Source organism: Asticcacaulis tiandongensis (genome assembly GCF_006475605.1).
In the GTDB taxonomy this organism is placed as follows: domain Bacteria; phylum Pseudomonadota; class Alphaproteobacteria; order Caulobacterales; family Caulobacteraceae; genus Asticcacaulis; species Asticcacaulis tiandongensis.
In genome coordinates, this window is the sequence record NZ_SSBC01000019.1 from 157,058 (window position 1) to 178,413 (window position 21,356).

Sequence of the window (21,356 nt, forward strand, 5' to 3'; positions counted from 1 at the left end):
GGTCAGCTTTCTGTGGTGCGGGTGCGGCGGTCGATTATCAGGAGCGACCAAAGGATCAGGAAGGCGAAGGCCATCAGCCCCACTGAGAGTATATGGGCCTCGTTCCAGTTCAGTTGCTCGACGGCCTGATAGATGCGGATGGACAGGACTTCGGTCTTGCCCGGAATGGAGCCGCCGATCATCAGGACGACGCCAAATTCCCCGATCGTATGGGCAAAGACCAGAATGGCGGCGGTGATAAATCCACGTTGCGATTGGGGCAGAATGACTCTGAAAAAGGTCTGAAGCCGCGACGCCCCCAGAAGTTTCGCCATCTCCAGCGGTTGTTTTCCCATGGCCTCAAAGGCGTTGCGGATCGGCTGTACGGCAAAGGGCAGGGAATAGAACAGTGACCCTATCACCAGACCGGTAAAGCTGAAGGCCAGTGTCTCAATGCCGAAGGGTCTGAGGATAAACATAAGCGGGCTATGCGGCCCCATCGCAATCAGAAGATAAAACCCTAGCACGGTCGGTGGCAGCACAATCGGTAAGGCGGTCAGGGCACCGACGCAGTCGCGTACAGGACCGCTACCCTGTGATAACCACCAGGCCAGAGGTGTTGCCAGAACGAGCAAAAGCGGCGTCGTAACCGCCGCCAGTGCCAATGTGACGCGTACCGCTTCCCACATAAATCAGTCTACCTCATAGCCTTGTGCGCGAATGATCTTGCGCGCTTCGGGGCTTTTGAGGAAGCCCATATAGGCGCGCGCTGCGGTATTGTTTTCACTGCGTTTCAGCCATACCGCCTGCTGGTCTATGGGGGAATAGTCGGCGGCGGGCACAAGCCAGTAAATCCCTTCGTTACGTCCTTTTACCTGTGAGAGGGCGACAAAACCCATATCGGCGGCGCGGGTTTTCACAAAACCATAGGTCTGGGCGATGTTGCCACCCTTGACGATTTTCGGCGAAATTTGTCCAAAAAGGGCGTGTTTTTTCAGCACCTCTTCCGCCGCCAACCCATAGGGCGCGGTCAGCGGATCGGCGATGGCCAGATGACTGAAGCGTCCGGCCCTGAGGCCCTTGAGATTGACATCTGTGCGCGACTTATCCCCGCTCCATAAGACCAGACGACCATAGGCATAGACAAACCGTGAGCCTTTGACCGTCAGGCTCTGTTGTTCGAGCCAAAGGGGCCGTTCGGCATCGGCGGACAGAAACACATCAAAGGGCGCACCCTGTTGAATCTGCGTCGCCAGTTGACCGGATGAGCCAAAGCTGTGGGTCACGCGATGGCCGGTACGGCGTTCAAAGGCGGTGCCGAGGGTTTTGGCGGTTTCGGTGAAGTTGGCGGCGACAGCAACTCTGATCTCAGCGGCCTGCCCAAGGGCAGGCCACACGAGACACAAGGCCAGCAGAAGGTTTAACAGAACCCGACGGTTAGGCTTCATTTGGCAACCTTTATCACGGATATGTCCTTAACCCCTCTGACGCGCAAGAACAGCAGAGGATGCGATATGCACGACGAAACATATCGAGCATTTGATCTGGATCAAGCTGATCTGAAAAGCGGTAAGGTTCAGAGGGTGTCAGTCCGCCTTCATCAGCGGTTTTATGTGCTCAAAATGTCTCAGGGTGAGGTCATTCGCCTCGGTTTGCAGGGTGCGGTAGAGTCTTAACACCTCATGGCCGAACGGGGTGACGGACGCGCCGCCGCCCTTTGCGCCGCCATGCGCCGTGGCCACCAGCGGTTCTTTGAAGCCGGCATTCATCGATTCAACCATGGCCCAGACGCGGCGATAGCTTATGTCCATTACCTTTGCGGCGGCGGACAGTGAGCCGTGCCGCTCTATGGCCTCAATGAGGTCAGCCTTGCCCGGCCCCATGGCGATGTCACAATCGTGCAGCAGTCGGATATATATTTTGAAAGCGTTGGGCGTAGCGGTCATGGCGGGGATTATGTCATGCTTCTGTGGCGATTACGGGCGCAGCCTCCGACCTGAAGCTTACCCGATCAAAGGGGATCGCATAAGCTTCAGATTTTTGTTTGACGCGCATTCCGAAAAGTGCGTCCCACTTTTCGGAATGCGCTCGTGAGGCAGTCAGGTCAACGAAGACTTTGACACGGATCAAGTATCCCCGAAAGGCCGCAGCCTAAGCTGGTGGTCGCTCTATCTCATCATTTCTTTTTCCCCTGAGGCTGTCATGCGCGCTCTCTGTGCCACTGCGTTGGCGTCGTTACCTGTATTGTTTCCGGCAATGAGTTATGCCGATCCGGTGCTTAAGCCCATTGCTGATCTGCGTTACCGCTATGAGCAGGTGACGCAAGGCAACCGGCCGGAGACGGCTGAGGCGCATACGCTGCGCCTTAAGGCCGGTGTGGAAACCGCACCGGTTAACGGTTTCAGTTTTCTGGTTGAAGGTGAGGTCGTGCGGGCGCTGGGGCCGGTGCGGTTCAATGACACGATCAATCGGAAGACCGCCTATCCGGTAGTTGCTGATCCTGATGATGCCCTGATCAACCGTCTGCAACTGAGTTATGTCCATAAGGGTACCCGCGCGGTGCTGGGGCGGCAGATCATCGCCTTTGATAACCAGCGCCATCTGGGGTCAGTCGGCTGGCGGCAGAATGACCAGACCTTTGACGGGGTGAGTGTCAAAACGGCCTTGGGGGCTAAGACGACGCTTGAGGCGGCCTATGTGTTTCAGGTTAATCGCGTGTTTGGCACGCGCTCGGGGCAGGGGACTTGGGATGACAGCGAAATTTATCTGGCGCGGGTCAGCCATGTGTTCAGTCCGGCGATCAAGCTGAGCGGGTTTGTGCAAGCGCTCGATATTCCGGATGCGCCGGTACAGTCGGGTCTGACGACGGGGATTGTCTTTGAAGGGGCGCATAATTTCGGTACGGTGAAGGGGGCCGTGAGAGCCGAATATGCCCGTCAGAAAGCGTATGGGGCCAATCCCAACCGGTTTGAACTCGGGTACTACAGTCTGGAGCCGTCCCTGAGTATCGGGTCGGTGACGCTGAAGGCGACCCATAGCGTCATGGAAGGCAACGGCGTCAGCGCCTTTCAGTTTCCACTTGGAACTAACCATGCCTTTAGCGGTTGGGCGGATATGTTCCTGACGACGCCTGCGGATGGGTTGAAAGAACAGGCGGTGTCGGTGGTTTATGGCCACAAGTCGGGGCTGAAGGTGCAGGGCGCTTATCACAGCTTTGCGGCAGAGCGCGGCGGGCGTGATTACGGCACCGAGGTCAATTTGCTGATCGAAAAGCCCTTTGCCAAGCGTTTCGTCGCGGGGATTAAATATGCTGATTACAATGCCGACGGGTTTGGCACGGACACGCAAAAGATTATGCCCTATTTTCAGGTGAAGTATTAGAGACGGTCCTAAAGGGTTGTTTTCTGGTCTGCAAAGACTCCAACCCTTTTGCAACCATCTCACAGGTCCTTTCAAAAAAGAGAGAGGGGATCACAGACCTTTGAAATTGCGCAGGCGGGTCGGAAAGGCGCGGGGTGTCAGGTCGGCGGGGTTAAAGGGGCGTTGTGGTGTCGTCAGCCCGCCAAGGGTCGGCACAGTGCGGAAGTTCTGCACCACATAGGGGCCGGTATAGCGAAGAGCCTCAAGCTGGGCGGTCATGATGTTGAGGTCATCGGTATCGAGCAGATCGCCATGCACGGTGGTGCGGATTTCGGTTTCGATAGACGCGGAAGCGATCAGTTTCAGGCTGTGTTCAAAGGCGGAAAAATCCGCATGATGGGTGATGGCCGTATATTTCCTTTCGGGGGCTTTGAAATCAAGCGCGATGAAATCGACCAATGCCTGATTGAGCAGATGTGCGATCATCTCAGGGCGGGTGCCGTTGGTGTCGATCTTGACCTGAAAGCCCATTGCTTTCAGGTAGCGGCATAGCTCGGGCAGGGCATTGGCCAGAGTGCATTCACCGCCGGACAAGACCACGCCTTCGAGCAGGCCTTTGCGGCTATTCAGAAAATCCGTGATCTTCGGTTCAGGCAAACGCGCCAGCGTTCCCTTGACCAGTTCAGGGTTGTGGCAATAGCCGCAGGCCATGTTGCAGCCGGAAAACCACAATATGCACGCCGTCCGCTCAGGGAAGTCCTGAAAGGTGAACGGCGTGATACTGGTGATCGGCAGTTTCGGCCACATGGTCTCAGGTCACGCTTTCGCAGGTGAACAGGGGCAGGGAAGGCGCATTTTCCTTATAGTGTCTGCGTTCCTTGTGTTCGCCTTTTTTGCCATGGTTGAAGCTGGCGACCGGGCGGTGATAACCCATGACCCGTGTCCAGACGAGGGTATCCTTGCCGCAGGACGGGCATTGGTTCTGTTCGCCATTGAGATAACCGTGGGTCTCACAGACTGAGAACACCGGCGTGATGGTGATATAGGGCAGGCGGTAGTTTTCAATGACCGTGCGCACCAGACGCTTGCAGGCTTCGCCGGAGGAAATGCGCTCGTTCATATACAGGTGCAGCACCGTGCCGCCGGTATATTTGCATTGCAGATTGTCCTGAAGGCTTAAGGCCTCAAACGGGTCTTCGGTATGGCCGACCGGAGCCTGAGAGGAGTTGGTGTAATAGATATTCAGATCGAAACCGGCCTGAAGGATGTCGGGGAAGCGCTTTTTGTCTTCCTTGGCGAAGCGGTAGGTCGTGCCTTCGGCAGGCGTGGCCTCAAGGTTATAGAGGTGGCCGGTGTCTTCCTGATAGAGCCTCAGGCGGGCGCGCATGATATCAAGTATGGCCAGTGACATTTCGCGGCCGCGCGGATCGGTCAGGTCATAGGCGTCACCGGTAAAATTGCGCACCATTTCGTTCATGCCATTGACGCCAATGGTGCTGAAATGATTGCGGAAATGCGGCAGGTAACGACGCGTATAGGGGTAAAGACCGCGATCATACATGTCCTGAACGAAGACGCGCTTTTTCTCAAGCGAGTCTCTGGCCAGATCCATCAGCCGTTCGATCTCGGTCGTCAGGCCGGTGACATCATTTCTGAAGCGGTAGCCGAGACGCGCCATGTTGAGCGTCACCACGCCGATGGAGCCGGTCATCTCGGCCGAGCCGAACAGGCCGTTACCGCGCTTGAGCAGTTCGCGCAGATCGAGTTGCAGACGGCAGCACATGCTGCGTACGGCGTGCGGCGCATAGGCTTCGGGGTTGGGCACCTTCTCACCGGCTTCGTTCAGCATGTACTGGCTGCCGATGAAGTTCTGGAAGTAGGAGGAACCGATCTTGGCGGTATTGTCGAACAGGGCCGTGGCCACCGGTGATTCCCAGTCAAAATCTTCCATGATATTGACGGTCGGAATAGGGAAGGTGAAGGGCTGGCCCTGGGCGTCGCCTTCGGTCATGACCTCATAATAGGCGATGACGATCTGCTGCATTTCCGGCTGGAAGTGGCGGTAGCTGAGGTCTTCGAGGGCCGTGACGCCACGCTTTTGCGCCTCAGCCAGAAGGTCGGCATCGTCAATATCTCTGAACAGATGCAAGGTGCCCGCCGTTGGGAAATTGTCCTTGAGGTCAGGCGGGACGGTGATGTCGAGGGTGATATTGGTGAACGGGCTTTGGCCCCACCGGGCAGGCACGTTCAGGTTATAGACAAAGCTTCGGATGGCTTTTTTGATGTCATCAAAGCCTAAGCGATCCTTGAACACATAGGGCGCCAGATAGGTGTCAAACGAGCTGAAGGCCTGAGCGCCCGCCCATTCGGATTGCAATATACCAAGGAAGTTGGCCATCTGGCCCAGAGCTTCGCGGAAATGGCGCGGCGGGCGGCTTGCGACCTTACCAGGCACACCGTTAAAACCTTCATCGAGCAGGGCGCGCAGGCTCCAGCCTGCACAATAGCCGGTCAGGCAATCAAGGTCATGGATATGCAGATCGGCGTCGCGGTGCGCGAGGGCCTCAGAGGGGGCATAGACATTATCCAGCCAGTAGTTAGCGATAATCTTACCTGCTGCATTATTGATCAGGCCAGCATTGGAATAGGAGGTATTGGCATTGGCATTGATGCGCCAGTCCTGTCGGTGGATATATTCTTCGACGGTTTGCTTGCAGCTGACCTGACTGTCGGGGAGGTCTAAGGCGTCGTCGAAGGTCGGAAATATCAGACGTGGATCACTATCGGGCATATCGGGTCTCGCGGCTTGAGAATCAATATATGGACAATCCATATGGGTGATCCACCATATATAGATGTCTGTGGCGGCAATTGATCTGAATCAACTGGGGTTGTTTTCGTGATAAGTTTGAAAAAAGATTCCCCCTCCGTCAGCGACTTCGCGCTGCCATCTTGTTTGTAGAAAATGGTTTAAGATTAGGAGGGACTGTACGTTTTCAGGCCGCCAGTCCCTTCTGAACTATGGGCCGTTGCCACCTTGATTTTCATCGTGGGGGAGCCTGGCCACTTTAGGATTTCATGCCTCGGAAAGTTGCATGGGCGTTTGGGCCCGCAGACACAAGGTTGAGATCATGAAACAGATAGAGCCTAGCACAAAAGTAACGGGTTTGGATATTGGGAAAGATTGGCTTGCTTTAGGTCTTTGCGATGGTCAGACGCACCTGCGTTTTGCCAACACAATGGCCGGTATAGCTGAGCTTATCCGGCAGGTTCAGGAACGGGCTATCGATGAGGCATCGGGTAATTATGCGCGTGATGTCCGCGAGGCTCTGGAGGCGGCACGTCTGGAGGTTGTGATGTTACAGCCGATAGAAGTTCGGGCATTTGCCCGATGGCATCGGCTTCGGTCCAAGTCTGACAAGGCCGATGCGTATCTGATTGCTCTGGCCGCCAAAGCCTAAGGCACGGCTTCTCGGCGTGCCCCTGAACAGGCGGAACTTCTGACGGTTTATGAACAGATCAGCGATCTTCTGGCCAAGTCCAAAACCCACTCCGAACATGACCGTCTAACGGATAGTAAGGCCCTTCGGGCACAGATGAGGGCGTGTTTGCGTCAGGCCAAGGCACAGAGCCTTTGTCTATATCGCAGTACTGTCAGCCAAGCGCATGGATACACCCTTCAGAACCTTCGCTCAAAGGCTTGCCAAAAACGGAAAACCGCCAAAGGTAATCATTGTCGCTGTCATGCGAAAGATTATCGCAGCCGCTAATGCCTTACTCTGGCGGCAAACGCCTTGGGAAAAATCCACATAGTTGCTCCCCCGCTTCGCAGGGGAGGTTTGAGTGTCAGGTGCGGGTCAGGCGGACGGCGATATATTTTTTCTTTGGGAGTTTGATCTTTGGGCGTTTGGGGTCGTGGAAGTCGTAATTGTCTTTCTTGGCCAGCGTAAAGACGCCTTCGACAGGGGTAATGGTCATGTTCCAGGTGTCGATAATATCAACGCGGAACTGTTCGCCGCCGGTAATGCCGTTTTTGGGCACATTCACTTCCCATTCGGCGGGGGCATCGGTGCCAAAATAGCGTAGGTAATACTGGCCTTCGACGCCGCCGAGATGGCGTTCCCACCATTTGTCGATCGGGTTGATGCCGGGGGCGGGGCCGTCTTCCATGATCTGTTTCAGGAAGGCCAGACGCGGGGTAGAGGTGCCGAGAAGTTTGCCGCCCTTGCCCAGCCATGAACTGTCGGGGCCGGTATTGCCGGGTGTATAGGTTTCGGAATGGCCGACATAGGTGCCGGCGATCAGGCCCTGCCAGAAGGCGCCGACCATCTGTTCGCCGGTCAGGTTGCCCCAGCGGGCGTCGATATTGCCCTCATAGCAGACTTCGTCGAAGATGACCGGCTTTTCCCAGACGCTGCGGTAGGTTTCAGCCGTGCGGTCATCGAGAATGGCCGAGCCGTTCTGCACCGAGGCGTGGGTGATCCACGGTTTGTGGTTGTTATACAGGCGCTTGATGTTGTGGATCGAGCGCAGGCGTTGGTGGGGGTCTTCGTTCTGGATCAGGCGCAATATATGATCCCAGTCGTCCATCGACTTGGTTTCGATCAGGTCATATTCGTTGGCGGCTGACCACCAGACATGACGATAGGCCGACAGACGCGCGATCAGGTAACGCACCAGACGCTCGTCCTGCGTGCGGGTCATGTCCGAGAAGCCGCGCTTCTTGTCATAGGGCTGGAAGATGATGACATCGGCTTCGACGCCGATCTCGTACAGCGCCTGAACGCGGCGGTCGAAGATGCGGAAATATTCGGGGTTGAAGCGGGTGGCGTCCCAGTCGCGGTCGCCGGTGCCGGTCTGGACGAAGGGGTGGATCGGTTCGTGGCCGACATTCGGGAAGACGCACATGCGCAGTTTGTTATAGGGCGAGGTTTTCAGCGTCTCTATGGTCTGGGCGCACAGGGCGTCGGATTGCTGCGCCCACGCATAGCAGGTGGTGCCGATCTGACGGTAAGGCGTGCCGTCGGCATAGGCGAAGTGATAGCCTTCGACGACTTCGATCGGGCCGTGGTTTTTACCGGTCGGCGCGGTGGCGGTCAGGGTGCCCGATTGGGCGTTAAGGGCTGAGGCGTTGGATTTGGTCAGCCAGCGCCAGTGACCTTCGGCAGGGGGGCTGAAGCGCAGTTTATAGGTGCCGTCGCCATCATAGAAACCGGGGACGGTGAGGACGGTCTTGCCGTCGGTGAAATCAGCCTTGAGGGAGACATCGATAAACGGATTGCTGCCGTCGGATTCGGTGGGGCCTTTGAGGGTGATTTCATGGAAGCCCCAGCGCTCGGTGGTCGGGGTGGTTTGGGCCTGCGCGGCGCCGGCGGTGGCCAGAAGGGGTAAGGTGGCGGCGGCGACAACGCCTCGGCGGGATATGTCTGGCATCGGGGGCCTCTCCTGTAAGGTTTTATTTATATGATGTCATATGAATAGGATGGAGGACGGTGGAGATCAAGGGGAAAGTGGGAGGGGCGGGTGAGGTGGGGGAAGTAAGAGAAGTAAGAAAGAGAAGAGAAAGATACCCCACCACCCCTTTGCTAAAGCAAAGAGGTCCCCCTTCCCGCCCAAGGCAGGGAGGAGAAGGGGGGCGCCTCGACTAAGGATGGAAGGCTTGGAAGGTGGGTGTGCCCCCTCCGCCTCGACTGCGCTCGGCACCTCCCCCGTACGCGAAGCTCACAGGGGAGGATGTTAGGGTAGGGGCCGTGTGCGGCGAGAGATGTTCACGGGAGCGTGTAAGGGTGTGGGCGGTGTGCAGAAAGCCGTTGACCGGATTGCGGATTTCCCCCTATGGTCGCAAACGGGGGAGCGTTCAGGGTGTCCATGATAGCGGCTGGTAAGAGTGCATCGGTAGCGGCAGAACCTGTGTCGGGAGCTGTGTCCGCGCAGGGTGAGGCTGTGCCTTTGACAGCTGCCGATGTTGAGGCGGCTGAGGCGCTGATCGCCTCTATAAATAGTAATAAATCTATCCAGACAGAGGTGGCGGGGCCTGCGGAGCCTAACCCGTTTTTTGCCAGTATGGCGCGCGCCATCGGTGAGTTTTTTCGCGGAATTTTCGAATTTCTGGGCAAGCTTCTGGAGCCTTTGGGGCCGGCGCTGCCGTGGATTATCGGGATCGGGCTGTTTGCGCTTCTGGTGCTTCTGGCTTCGCCTCTGGTGCGGGCGCTGATCCGGTCACGGTTTGAGCGGCTGTTTCAGCGTGATCATTTGCTGCCGGAAACACCCTGGCGGCCAACCGCCGAAGCGGCGGCGGCGCTGCTTGAGGACATCGAGGCGCTGGCGGCGAAGGGTGACTATGATGCGGCGGTGCATCTGTTGCTGCACCGGTCGGTGGCCGATCTTAATGCTTTCCGGCCTGATCTGGTGCGCAAGCATTTTTCGGCCCGCGATATCTGTGCGCATCCGCTGTTGCCCGATGACGCGCGTCCGGCGTTTCGTGAGATCACGCGCTGGGCGGAAAAAAGCTATTTTGCGGGTATTCCGGTCGGGCGCGAGGGCTATGAGGCCTGTCGGCAGGCCTATGTCGATTTTGTCTCGCAAAAAGACATCGGCAAGGGTGCGAACAGATCGGAGGCGCGGACATGAAGCGGCCTGCGTTGAAAATGCCTAAGGTGTCGTTTGAGCGGATGTTGCCGATCTTGTCGGGCGGGCTGATTGCCGGTCTGTTTGTGATTGCGGGCCTGATATTGCTGTCGCCGAATATCGAACCTGAAACGCCGCCCAAGGGGGTGGTGACCTCAGTGGCGATTAACGGTTTTCAGGGCTTGCGCAAGGCGCTGGAGGCGGAAGGCTACCGGACGCGGCTTAACCGGCAGGAGGCCGGACGGCGCGTGAAGACGGATGATCTGATGATCGTCACGCTCGATGGCGATGCGGTGCTTTATGAGCAGGTAGTGGAGGGCGTGACTGTTTCGCCTTTATCGGTCAGGGAAGAAGCACAGGCACCGGCTTCAGGGCAGAAAGATGTGACGAGAGGCCGCGACTTCTGGGCCAAGGTATTAGATGATGAGCATTATGTCTCAATACCCAATCATGTAAAGTCGCACCAAATTCTGTATGAGCCTTTGGGGCGTGCCGTGCTTGTGGTGGCACCGAAATGGACGGTGAGCGCACCTGATCCCCGCAAACCGCGTTGGGCGGGACAGGCAGCTATTATTGCCGGAGACGGCGTGCAGTTTCAGTTAGGTCTTTTGTCGCCACAACATGTCACTGAAGGCAAGAACGGAGCCGTTACCTATAGCTTTAATCCGCATGATTGGCTATTGGTGCGAGCGGATCACGAGCGGGGGCAGTCCTATGCGATCAAGCCTGCGGTGGGGCAGGATATTGTCAGTACCGGGTTCACCAGTGGCAAGATAACGGGGCTGCAATCCATATCGGGGTCGAACCTGACGCCGCTTCTGGTCGGGCCGAACGGCGAGGTGCTGCTGTCGAAGGTCAATCCGTTAGCCGATGAAGAGCCGTTTGCGGCGCCGGTTTATTTGTTGAGTGATCCTGATCTGCTCAACAATTCGATGTTTGCGCATCCTGAGCGCATGGCCGGTATGCTGAAGGTCATTGACCAGTTAACAGGGGCGGAACCGGCAAAGGCTAAGGTGGTGTTCGACATCACCTTCAATGATCTGGCGCAGGATTCGGATCTGATGCACCACATTTCACGCCCGCCGTTTGTCGGGGTGCCGCTGGCGCTGATGGTGCTGGCGCTTGGGCTGGTGTGGGTGGCGGCGGCACGTTTCGGGCCTGCACATAATCCCTATAGTGAGACACCGCACGGGCGCGGTGTGCGCACCCTGGCTGACAATGCGGCGCGGCTGGTGGCCAAGGCCGGGCGGGAGACAAAGCTGATGCCTGCCTATGCGCAGCTGGTGCGTGATCAGGTGTTGAAACAGGCGGGCTTTGTGCCCAATGCCCTGATGACGGCGGACGAGATGGCGGATCGCCTGAGCGAACGTCACGGGACGGATGAGTTTTACGGCAATCTGTTTGCCGAGACCGATACCGTAAAGGGGATCGGTAACATGCTGGTGCTGGCGAAAAAGCTCAGGCACTGGAAGTCACAAATTACGAAAACGGAGGCCTGAGGCTATGCTTGTTTCTGAAGTGCTGGAGGTATCGCAGCGGCTGAGGGCCGAAATCGGCAAGGCGATTGTCGGTCAGACCGATACGGTCGATCTGATGCTCACGGCGTTGTTTTCGGGCGGGCATGTCCTGCTGGAAGGCCCTCCGGGGACGGCCAAGACCTTGTTGGCGCAGGTCTTTTGCCGATCGTTGTCGCTCAGGTTCGGGCGTATCCAGTTCACGCCGGATATGTTGCCCGGTGACATACTAGGGTCGAACCTGTTCAATTTTCAGACCTCAAGCTTCAGCCTGACCAAGGGGCCGATTTTCTGCGATCTGTTGCTGGCGGACGAGATCAACCGCACGCCGCCCAAGACGCAGGCGGCGCTGCTTGAGGCCATGCAGGAACGGCGGGTGACGCTTGATGGCAAGCCCTATGAGTTGGGTGACCGGTTCACGGTGATTGCCACTCAGAACCCGATTGAACAGCAGGGCACATACCCTTTGCCAGAGGCGCAGCTTGACCGGTTTTTGTTCAAGCATGTGCTGGGCTATCCGAGCCTTGAGGAAGAGGTGCGTATTGTCGAATTAGGCGGCAATGCCGGTCAGAATATTGACCCCGACAGTGCGGGGATCGCGCCCGTGCTGGATGCCACGACGCTTGCGGAGGCCATTAAGGCGGTGGCCGGTGTGCGGCTTAACGAGGCTAATCTCGGTTATATCGTCAACCTGATACGGGCAACGCGCGAGACGCCGCAATTGTCGGTCGGGGCGTCGCCACGGGCAGGGACGTTATTAGCACGGGCGGCGCGGGCGCGGGCGGTGTTGGATGGGCGCGACTATGTGCTGCCGGACGATATCAAGGCGCTTTATCTGCCGTCGATGCGCCATCGCGTGTTGCTGGCCCCTGCGGCGGAGATTGAAGGGCAGAACGTCGATGGCGTCTTGCAGGGGATTCTGGAACGGATCGAGATACCGCGGTGAGACAGGGTGTGGTGATAATGGCGGTTTGCCCCCTCCGTCGCGGACTAACGCCGCGACACCTCCCCCGTAAACGGGGGAGGATGTAAGGTGATATGATTTATCCGACCGCCAGACTGATCGGGCTGATGATTGCCGGTGTGCTGATGGGCACGGGGCTGGTGTTTATTGCGCCTGCCCTGTGGTGGGTAGCGCCGGTGGCCATGATCGCGCTGCTGGTGATCGGGCTGATCGAAGGGGCGTTTGCCGTGCCGCCGTCACGCGTCAGTCTGGTGTTTCAGACGCCGAAGACGATTGGTGTGGCCAGAGACTATGTGTTTGAGTATGCGCTGACCATCGGGCGCGGGCGGTTGCCGAAACGGGCCGAGGTGCGGTGGGGGTTCAACCGGCTGCTGATCAGTCCGGCGGTGGCCGAAAGCCTTGTGTGCGATGAGGCGGGGACGCTGGCCGGGCAGTTGCAGGTTCGGGCCATGGCGCGCGGTCAGGCGGTGATTGAGAGTTTTCATGCGCGGTGGGCGGGGCCTTTGGGGCTGTGTTATGTGCAGAAAAAGGTCGTGCTGGATCGCCCGCTGACGGTGACGCCGGATATTGAAGGTGTGCAGACCGATGCCGCCGCGCTGTTTTCGCGCGATCATATCTATGGGGTGCGGGTTCAGAACCAGTTGCACAATGGGTCGGAATATCATGCCTTGCGCGAGTATGACTCGTCGCAGGACCCGCGGCGCATCGACTGGCGGTCTTCGGCGAAGCATCTGAAGCTGTTGTCGCGGGAGTTTCAGGCCGAACGTAACCATCATATCGTGCTGGCTTTTGATACCGGGCGGCTGATGGGCGAACCTTTGCAGCGCATCAAGAAGATTGACCGCGCCATCTATGCCGGTTTGCTGCTTGGTTACTGCGCCATGAAGGTTGGCGATAATGTGCGCAGTTTCGCCTTTGCGTCGAAGCCTTATCACAATGCGCCTGCCGTGTCGGGCACAAATGGCTTCGCGATTTTGAAGGCGCAGTTATCGGCGATCGATGATCTGCCGGAAGAGACCAATCATACCCTGGCCCTGACCGATCTCGGGTCGAAGATCGCGCGGCGGTCTTTGATTGTGCTGTTTACCGATTTCATCGACGAGATCAGTGCTGATCTGATGGTCGAGGCCTTACAGCGGCTGAGCAAGAAGCATCTGATTGTCTTTGTGGCGTTCCGCGATGAAGGGCTGGAGGGACTGGCGGGGGCGGTGCCTGAAGCGGCAGAAGATGTGACGCGGGCGGTGTTTGCGCGGCGTCTGTTGCAGCAGCGCGAGACGGTCTATGCGACCTTGCGGCGGATGGGGGTTGAGGTGCTGGAGGCGGAGACAGAAGCCATGGCGGTGTCGATTGTGCTGAAATATCTGGCGCTCAAGCGGGAGGATCGGTTGTGAGCATGGCTTTAGGCAGGATTGCCCCCTCCGTCGCGGACTTACGCCGCGCCACCTCCCCCGTAAACGGGGGAGGATATAAGGTCTCTGGCCCCATAAAAGAGAAGGGTTTAAGTAAGATACCCCACCACCCCTTTGCTAAAGCAAAGCGGTCCCCCTCCCCGCCGGAGGCAGGGAGGAGTGAAATGGGAGGCCAGTATGAGTGAGGCACAGAACCGGCCGCCGGTGTTGCAGCTCAAGAGCCAGAAGTTTCGGGAAGCGCGGGAAAAGGACTGGCGGGCGCTGGCGGCGCTGGTTGATCGGGCGGAGAAGGGTAAGCTGAAACAGTTTACGACCGAGGAACTGCTTAATCTGCCGCTGCTTTACCGTCAGGCGATTTCGTCATTATCGATGGCGCAGTCGATTTCGCTTGATCGCAATATGATCGGTTATTTGCAGGCCCTGTGTGCGCGGGCCTATGTCTCGGTCTATGGGCCGCAGGCGCGGGTGACGGAGCTTGTGGCGGGCTTTTTCGGCGATCTGGCGCGGTCAGTGCGCAAGCTGTGGGCCGAGTTCTGGCTGGCCTTTACCTGTTTCTTCCTGGGGGCCTTGGGTGGCTGGCTGATGTGCGCTTTTGATCAGAGCTGGTATACGGCGCTGGTCGGGCATTCGGCGCAGGGGCGGGATCTGATGTCTACGCCGGAGCAGCTCAGGGCGACGCTTGGCGGGGCGGAAAAAGATGACTGGCTGGCGGTGTTTTCGGTCTATCTGATGTCGAACAATACGCAGGTGGCCTTACTGGCGTTTGCGGTCGGGGTGATGGGCGGGGTGCCGACGGCGCTGTTGCTGATCATGAATGGCATGATGTTAGGCGCCATGCTGTGGCTGTTTTTCGAGCGCGGGGTAGGGGTCGAATTTGCGGCCTGGTTATCCATACATGGCACGACCGAAATACTGGCGATTTTGCTGGCCGGTGCCGCGGGTTTCTATCTGGCGCGGCGGTTGTTGTTTCCGGGGCATCTGACACGCATGGCGGCTTTGGCGCAGGCGGGCAAGGTGTCGGGCACGCTGATGCTGGGGGTTATTTTGCTGCTGGTGCTGGCGGGTATTATCGAAGGTTACGGGCGTCAGACGATTACCGATACCGGCTGGCGGTTTGCCATAGGGGGCGGATTATTGTTGGTGTGGGTGGCTTATTTCGCGCTGGCCGGACGGGCTTTTGGCAGGAAGGCTGTGCGGGATGGCCGCTAAGGGGAAAAAAGAGCGCGATCTGATGGGGGGCAGCGTCTCGCAGGCCATGGGCAGCGAGGCGGGGCTGAGGACGGTGATCACCACGCCCGAAGGCGTCAGGCTGGCGTTTAAGGCGGCGGATTTCGGTACGCGGCTCGGGGCGTTTCTGCTTGATTATCTGATCATGATCCTGATCCCCATCGGGATGGTGATCCTGTATCTGGTGCTGCCGCTGCCTTATCTGATGAAGGTGGAAAACTGGAACGGGCCGATGGTGCAGTTCCTTATCATCCTGTTCCTGATCATGCTGTTTTTCGTGCGCAGCGGCTATTTCATGTTCTTTGAAATGGGGCCGAGGGCGGCGACGCCCGGAAAACGGGTGATGAAGATCCGCGTTATTGCCCATGACGGCGGGCATCTGACGCCGTCGATGGTCGTGACGCGCAATGTGCTCAGGGAGGTCGAGTTCTATCTGCCGCTGACGCTGGCGGCGTCGATCAGTAACAGCGGAGGCAGTGGCTGGGCGATATTTGCGGCGCTGATCTGGACGGTCGGGGTGGCCTTGTTGCCGTTGTTTAACAAACAGCAGGCGCGGCTGGGGGATTTCCTTGGCGGGACGCGGGTGGTGCATGTGCCGCGCGAGGTCTTAAGCTATGACCTCGTCAATCTTGAGGTCGAACGCAAGGTCGGGATCGTGTTTACGCCTGAGCAGGTGGCGGCCTATGGCGAGAAGGAATTGCAGGTGCTGGAGACGGTGTTGCGTGAACGGCGTCCGGCGACCCTGACGGCGGTGGCCGAGCGGATCAGGAAGCGGATCGATTATAATGTGCCGTCCGATCCGCGCGATATTGCGCCGGACGAGACGTTCCTTAAGGCCTATTATGCGGCGCTGAGGACGCATCTGGAGCATCGGATGCTGCTCGGGCGGCGGCGCAAGGACAAGTTTGACGAGACGCGGTAGGTAAAGAAAAACACCCCTCACCCCTGCCCTCTCCCCTGAAGGGAGAGGGGGAATGCCCTGCTACTCAAAGACAGCGGCGGTGGCTTCGGGGGCGTTGCCTTCTTTGGATTCACGCAAAACCACATAGATAACAACGGTGAAGACGGTGCTGATCAGGGTATAGAGGCCTTCGATGATCGAGTTCAGGCCGATGATCAGGGCCGGTGACTGGCTGGCGAAGATCATGCTGACGGCCTGAATGATGCCGCCGAAAATGGCACCGAAAATGGCAATCAGAAGGAAGATCAAAAGGATCGCCCAGCGGTGGTTTTTGGTCAGTTCCCAGCTGCGTTTCAGAGCGTCGGTAATGCCGGTGCGGCTTTCGGCGACATAGGCCGGAATGGCAACCGACAGGGCCACTGATACGATTATGCCCGGTATGATCAGCAGGATAAAGCCGAGCATAATCGCCAGACCGCACAGAACCATGACAATGAACAGCGGGACAATATTGATCAGGCTGCGTTTCAGGGCGGGGCCAATGTCGAAGGGCCGGTTAACCGCACGCGTGACGGTCAGTTCGGTCACTACGGACATGTTGATAAAATAAAACAACATCGACAACACACCGAACGCGATCATGGCCATGACCTGTTCACCGCCCCAGGCTTGGGGGTTGTTCACATCAAGGCCGCTGGTGGTATAGAAAATGGCGGCGCTTAGCCCCACTGGAATGGCATAGGTCAGAAGGCCGGTGAGCAGAAGCAAGGCGAAGTTCTGGCCGATAAGGGTGAAGCTGCGTGAGAACACGTTGGCGATGGTGAAGGTCATGAAGTCGCGCTCCTGAAACAGTCCAAGTCTGGCATGATTTGCGATTATTAGTCAAAGACTGCTGCGGTCACCTCAGGGGTGTGGCCTTCTTTTACTTGGCGCAGGGTGGTGTAGATGAAGAAGAAAAAGACAGCTAAAATGATTGAACCCAGACTCGAGGTCAATGCTCGTGCGAGCGCGGTTATCAGAGTGTTATCAAGGTAACTGACGAGAGCACTCTCGATGGAGGATAAAAGGATCAGACCTATAAGCGGGGGAATAAGTGTAAACATAATGTCGACACGGTAATTTTCCGTGAGCTTCCAGCTTCGTTTTACCGCAATGACTAACCCCTTGCGGGCTTCACAGATATAGGCCTGAATGGCAACGCTTAGGCCGAGTGCGACGATAATCCCCGGAATAATCATCACCATTATTCCCAGAGAAGTCATTACAGTCCAAATAACTGACAATATGAAGACAGGCAGCATATAGAGGAAGCCCTGTCTCAAGATATGGCTGAGGCTGAAATCTGCACCGGAAATGCGGGTGCTCAAAAACAGGGTTAAAACAGCTAAATTAAAAGCGCCTAAAAGGGCTTCTGGTACGGCGCTGAAGGGGGTGGCGATGGTCAGGGCTTCGCTTGAGAGAAAAGGGATAATAACAGCGTTCTGCAAAAACGGAACAAAAGATAACAGGAACGACGGGACCGCGAGGCACAGAACCGTGAGGCCTATCAGAATGCCGGCGTTTTGCGACAGAAAGCTGTAACTTCGGGAATAAACCGTACCGATTTTGAACTTCATGACACCCCCTGCGGCCCGTTGTTGCGGTAAAATCTGACATGATAGCGTCCGATCGGCAAGGGCATAATATTGACAGAACAGACGAGTCTGTTCAGTTTTGGTGCATGAGTCAGATTGCTGTTAAAGATCGTATTATTGCTACGGCCCTTGGGCTGTTTTATACGCACGGGTTACGCGCCACGGGTGTTGACCGCATCATCCGTGAGTCAGGGGTGGCCAAGGCCAGTTTTTACCGTCATTTCCCATCCAAAGACCTGCTGATTGCCGAGGTGTTGCGGCATTGGCATGAGGCGGATTTTGCCGCCTTGAGGCAGGCGGTTGAGGCGGTGGAGCCGAAGCTCAGGCCGCTTGAGGTGTTTAATGTGCTTAGTGAACGGGCGCAGGCCGAGGGCTATCGCGGCTGTGCGCTGAATAATGCGGTGGCCGAATTGGCGGACAGGTCGCATGCGGGCTTTGGGTTTGTGGTTGAGGCCAGGGCCGAAATCCGGCAATGGTTCGAGGCGCTGTTGTCAGAGGCCGGATTTACCGATATGGCGGCGGAACTGTCTCAGGAATGGTTGCTGCTTTATGACGGGGCGCTGACGGTGGCGTTACGGCAACCGGCGGCGGGACGGGTGGCCTATGTCACCGCCGAGCGCGTGTTGCAGCAAATTCAGCTTAAACGTTTGTTGAGTAGGAGCCTCGCGCAATAGCAATGCTGCGGCAGGATTGTATTTTGTGCGCCGTTTGCAATTGGCGGTTGATTTCCGTCGTTTTCCTATTAACCCTATAAAAATCAGTAGCCTGTAAAAGTCCTGCGTGCCCGAGTGAACACCTCAGGCGAAGCCATAATGCAAAATGCAGGATAGGGTGAATATGTACAGAGTTTTGGCATGTCTGCGGGATCAGCACGACTGGGTGCTGGTGGGGCTTGCGGCGCTGGTGTGCGTGGTCTCGAGTGTGACGGCGGTTATTCTGACGCGCCGCGCGGTGGCTTCGGAGCGCAAATCTCGTATCAAATGGGTGCTGACGGCGGGGGCCGCCGGTGGGTTCGGCATCTGGGCAACCCACTTCATTGCCATGATGGCCTATGATCCCGGTGTTCTGGCCGGATATGACGGGCCGATGACTTTTATGTCCCTGATACTGGCCATGGCCCTTACCGGTGCGGGTATTGCGCTGGTGGCGACCCATGCTGACCGCCGCGTGCGGGTCGCGGGTGGCGCGCTGGTCGGGGCGGGCATTGCCGCCATGCATTTTACCGGAATGTTTGCCCTGAGAGCGCCTGGCTATATTGTCTGGGCGCCTGATCTGGTGGTGGTATCGGTTGTGGCGGGCATGGTTCTGGCCGCCTGCGCCTTTGGGCTGATTTCGAAAAACGGAGGCTGGCGTCAGACGACCGCGGCGGCCCTGTTGATGGTTGTGGCGATTGTCGCGCACCATTTTATCGCCATGGGCGCGGTCACTATGATGCCTGACCCGTTGCGGGCGACCGGCGGGACGCTTTTGTCATCCGATACGCTGTCGGCGGTGCTGGCGACGGTGGCCATGGGGGTTATGACCCTGTGTATGGGGGCGGTGATCTCAAATCGCCGGATGGAAGAAAAGGAACGGCATTTCCGCACGCTGGTTGAGGCGGTCAATGACTATGCCATCTATATGCTTGATCCCGATGGTCGGGTCAGTAACTGGAATGCCGGTGCGCATCGCTTCAAGGGCTATTCGGCGGCAGAGATTGTCGGCCGTCGCTTTGATGTCTTTTATCCCGAAGCCCAGCGCCGTGCTGGTAAACCGCAACGAGCGCTCAAGCTGGCGCTCGATAAGGGGCGGTTCGAGGAAGAAGGCTTGCGGGTACGCAAGGATGGCTCAAGTTTTTACGCCCATGTCATTATTACGCCTATTCGTGATGATGCCGGGACATTGCTCGGCTTTGCCAAGGTGACGCAGGACGTTACCCAGAGAAAGGCCGATCAGACACGTCTGGCGCAAACCGCCTATAATCTGGATGTTGCGCTTAAGCACATGTCGCAGGGTCTGCTTTTGTTTGATGCCGAGGAGCGTCTGGTGCTGGGTAATCCGCGTGCGCCTGAGATTTTCGGCATTGAGGCGACCTGTCTGGCGCCGGGGGCGGGGTTTAAAGACCTGTTGCGGCTGGTGATCAGGGCCGATCCCAATTTCAGCGACGAGCTGCTTGAGGAACGCTATGGCGTGCATCGTAACCTGATCGATCAGGATGACGGGGGCACGATTATCAGCGAAATACGCCAGGACTGCATTGTCCAGATATCGCATCGTCCGATGAGTGACGGCGGCTGGGTGACCACCATTGCCGACATCACCGAGCGTCGTCGTGACGAGGAGCGCATTCACCATATGGCGCAGCATGACGGTCTGACCGGATTGCCGAACCGTGTGCACTTCAACCGCCGACTTGATGAGGCGCTGGAGTGGGCGCCGCGCACGGGCAACAAGGTGGCGGCGGTGGCCATTGACCTTGACCGGTTCAAGGAAATCAATGACCTGCGGGGGCATGCGGCCGGTGATACCGTGTTGCAGACCATCTCGGCACGTCTGGGTGACATGCTGGGGGAGGGCGAATTTGCCGCGCGTCTGGGGGGCGATGAATTTGCCTGCATCAAGTATTTCTCGGATTCGCGGCATCTGTCGGAGTTTCTTGAGCGGATTCAGGCGGCTTTGTATACGGCGATTGATCTTGACGGGTTCGAGGTATCGCCCGGCGGGTCTTTGGGGGTGGCGATCTATCCCGATGATGCGAAGGATCGCGAAACCCTGATGAATAATGCCGATCTGGCGCTGTATCGCGCCAAGTCGAATCCGACGGAGTCGGTGTGCTTCTATGAGGCACGCATGGATGAGGCGGCGCGCGATCGTCGCGCATTGGCCAAAGACCTGTGGGAAGCGGTGAAGCTTGATCAGTTTACCCTGCATTATCAGGTGCAGAAGTCGGTCACCACGCAGGAAGTCATGGGCTATGAGGCGCTGCTGCGCTGGAAGCATCCGGTCAGGGGCAATGTCTCGCCGGCGGATTTCATTCCGGTGGCCGAAGAATGTGGCGTGATCATCGATATTGGTGAGTGGGTCTTGCGTACCGCCTGCGCCGAAGCGGCCAAATGGCCGGAGCATGTGCGCATTGCCGTCAATCTGTCGCCGGTGCAACTCAATGGCCCCGATCTGGTGCGCAAGGTGCATGAGATTCTGATCGAGACCGGATTGTCGCCCAAGCGGCTGGAGCTTGAGATCACTGAGACGACCATTATCGGCGACAAGGTGCGCGCCCTGCATCTCTTACGTCAGATCAAGGCGCTGGGGGTCAGTATTGCCATTGACGATTTTGGCACCGGCTATTCGTCACTCGATACGCTCAATTCCTTCCCGTTCGACAAGATCAAGATCGACCGTTCGTTCCTGATGGAGGCCGAACAAAGCCCGCAGGCACGCGCCATTATCCGCGCCATTCTGGCGCTGGGTAAGAGTCTTGAGGTGCCGGTTCTGGCGGAAGGGGTCGAAACCGAAAGCCAGCTGGGGCTGTTGCAGTCGGAAGGCTGTGACGAGGCGCAGGGCTATTATCTCGGGCGGCCAGCCCCGATTGTGGCGGCGGATATGGCACGGGAAATGGCCTATAAGCAGAAGGCGGCGGTTTGAGGGGACGTTGCTTGCTCCTCACGCAGTTTCTCTTTGCCCCTCACCCCAGCCCTCTCCCCTGAGGGGAGAGGGGGAAGTAAGAAACCCCACCACCCCGACCGTAACGGTCGCGGTCCC

18 protein-coding genes are annotated in these 21,356 nt (G+C 57.7%); 10 read left to right on the forward strand and 8 right to left on the reverse strand.

The window, feature by feature from the left end:
- Positions 1-2: 2 nt before the first annotated feature.
- From modB to E5201_RS11500, 3 genes are all read right to left on the reverse strand, one after another.
- Positions 3-668 carry a molybdate ABC transporter permease subunit gene (gene modB / locus E5201_RS11490; protein ID WP_140986247.1) on the reverse strand — a complete coding sequence of 222 codons (666 nt, stop codon included), beginning with the start codon at positions 666-668 and terminating at the stop codon, positions 3-5.
- A gap of 3 nt (positions 669-671) precedes the next feature.
- Positions 672-1,427 (reverse strand): molybdate ABC transporter substrate-binding protein, encoded by a 756-nt coding sequence (gene modA, locus E5201_RS11495; protein ID WP_140986248.1) that lies wholly within the window; start codon positions 1,425-1,427, stop codon positions 672-674.
- A 138-nt stretch (positions 1,428-1,565) separates the two neighbouring features.
- Positions 1,566-1,925 carry a winged helix-turn-helix domain-containing protein gene (locus tag E5201_RS11500; protein ID WP_140986249.1) on the reverse strand — a complete coding sequence of 120 codons (360 nt, stop codon included), beginning with the start codon at positions 1,923-1,925 and terminating at the stop codon, positions 1,566-1,568.
- Between the two features lie 256 nt (positions 1,926-2,181).
- Here E5201_RS11500 and E5201_RS11505 point away from each other — a divergent pair, with 256 nt between their 5' ends.
- Positions 2,182-3,360 carry a hypothetical protein gene (locus tag E5201_RS11505; protein WP_140986250.1) on the forward strand — a complete coding sequence of 393 codons (1,179 nt, stop codon included), beginning with the start codon at positions 2,182-2,184 and terminating at the stop codon, positions 3,358-3,360.
- Between the two features lie 90 nt (positions 3,361-3,450).
- Here E5201_RS11505 and E5201_RS11510 read toward each other — a convergent pair whose 3' ends face one another.
- Positions 3,451-4,146 carry an anaerobic ribonucleoside-triphosphate reductase activating protein gene (locus E5201_RS11510; RefSeq protein ID WP_140986251.1) on the reverse strand — a complete coding sequence of 232 codons (696 nt, stop codon included), beginning with the start codon at positions 4,144-4,146 and terminating at the stop codon, positions 3,451-3,453.
- A 4-nt stretch (positions 4,147-4,150) separates the two neighbouring features.
- A complete protein-coding gene (locus tag E5201_RS11515) occupies positions 4,151-6,130 on the reverse strand; it encodes a ribonucleoside triphosphate reductase (RefSeq protein ID WP_219993616.1) in 1,980 nt (659 codons plus the stop codon).
- 340 nt (positions 6,131-6,470) lie between these two features.
- On the opposite strand from E5201_RS11515, the gene E5201_RS11520 reads away from it, so the two are divergent.
- A complete protein-coding gene (locus E5201_RS11520; protein ID WP_219993618.1) occupies positions 6,471-6,800 on the forward strand; it encodes an IS110 family transposase in 330 nt (109 codons plus the stop codon).
- A 385-nt stretch (positions 6,801-7,185) separates the two neighbouring features.
- On the opposite strand, the gene E5201_RS11525 is transcribed toward E5201_RS11520, so the two are convergent.
- Positions 7,186-8,772 (reverse strand): DUF5605 domain-containing protein, encoded by a 1,587-nt coding sequence (locus E5201_RS11525; protein WP_140986254.1) that lies wholly within the window; start codon positions 8,770-8,772, stop codon positions 7,186-7,188.
- 510 nt (positions 8,773-9,282) lie between these two features.
- Between E5201_RS11525 and E5201_RS11530 the strand changes: the two genes are divergently transcribed.
- The 6 genes from E5201_RS11530 (at position 9,283) to E5201_RS11555 (ending at position 16,002) form a co-directional block, all read left to right on the forward strand.
- Positions 9,283-9,969, forward strand: coding sequence for a DUF4349 domain-containing protein (locus E5201_RS11530; RefSeq protein WP_246050646.1), 687 nt, complete (start codon positions 9,283-9,285; stop codon positions 9,967-9,969).
- Complete coding sequence (locus tag E5201_RS11535; protein WP_140986255.1) at positions 9,966-11,465, forward strand: hypothetical protein; 1,500 nt, start codon at positions 9,966-9,968, stop codon at positions 11,463-11,465. The genes E5201_RS11530 and E5201_RS11535 overlap by 4 nt, the downstream gene beginning before the upstream one ends.
- 4 nt (positions 11,466-11,469) lie before the next feature.
- Positions 11,470-12,426, forward strand: coding sequence for an AAA family ATPase (locus tag E5201_RS11540; protein ID WP_140986256.1), 957 nt, complete (start codon positions 11,470-11,472; stop codon positions 12,424-12,426).
- A 92-nt stretch (positions 12,427-12,518) separates the two neighbouring features.
- Positions 12,519-13,835 carry a DUF58 domain-containing protein gene (locus tag E5201_RS11545; RefSeq protein WP_140986257.1) on the forward strand — a complete coding sequence of 439 codons (1,317 nt, stop codon included), beginning with the start codon at positions 12,519-12,521 and terminating at the stop codon, positions 13,833-13,835.
- A 195-nt stretch (positions 13,836-14,030) separates the two neighbouring features.
- A complete protein-coding gene (locus E5201_RS11550; RefSeq protein WP_140986258.1) occupies positions 14,031-15,062 on the forward strand; it encodes a stage II sporulation protein M in 1,032 nt (343 codons plus the stop codon).
- Positions 15,052-16,002 carry an RDD family protein gene (locus E5201_RS11555; protein ID WP_140986259.1) on the forward strand — a complete coding sequence of 317 codons (951 nt, stop codon included), beginning with the start codon at positions 15,052-15,054 and terminating at the stop codon, positions 16,000-16,002. Before E5201_RS11550 ends, E5201_RS11555 begins: the two co-directional genes overlap by 11 nt.
- Before the next feature lie 60 nt (positions 16,003-16,062).
- Here E5201_RS11555 and E5201_RS11560 read toward each other — a convergent pair whose 3' ends face one another.
- A complete protein-coding gene (locus tag E5201_RS11560) occupies positions 16,063-16,812 on the reverse strand; it encodes a DUF7847 domain-containing protein (RefSeq protein ID WP_140986260.1) in 750 nt (249 codons plus the stop codon).
- A 47-nt stretch (positions 16,813-16,859) separates the two neighbouring features.
- Positions 16,860-17,597: a hypothetical protein gene (locus tag E5201_RS11565; RefSeq protein ID WP_140986261.1), complete on the reverse strand. Its 738-nt coding sequence runs from the start codon at positions 17,595-17,597 to the stop codon at positions 16,860-16,862.
- Positions 17,598-17,701: 104 nt separating this feature from the next.
- Here E5201_RS11565 and E5201_RS11570 point away from each other — a divergent pair, with 104 nt between their 5' ends.
- Both E5201_RS11570 and E5201_RS11575 read left to right on the forward strand, forming a co-directional pair.
- A complete protein-coding gene (locus E5201_RS11570) occupies positions 17,702-18,289 on the forward strand; it encodes a TetR/AcrR family transcriptional regulator (protein WP_181404616.1) in 588 nt (195 codons plus the stop codon).
- A 163-nt stretch (positions 18,290-18,452) separates the two neighbouring features.
- Positions 18,453-21,239, forward strand: a complete 2,787-nt coding sequence (locus E5201_RS11575) for a bifunctional diguanylate cyclase/phosphodiesterase (protein WP_140986263.1) — start codon at positions 18,453-18,455, stop codon at positions 21,237-21,239.
- The last annotated feature ends 117 nt before the right edge of the window (positions 21,240-21,356 follow it).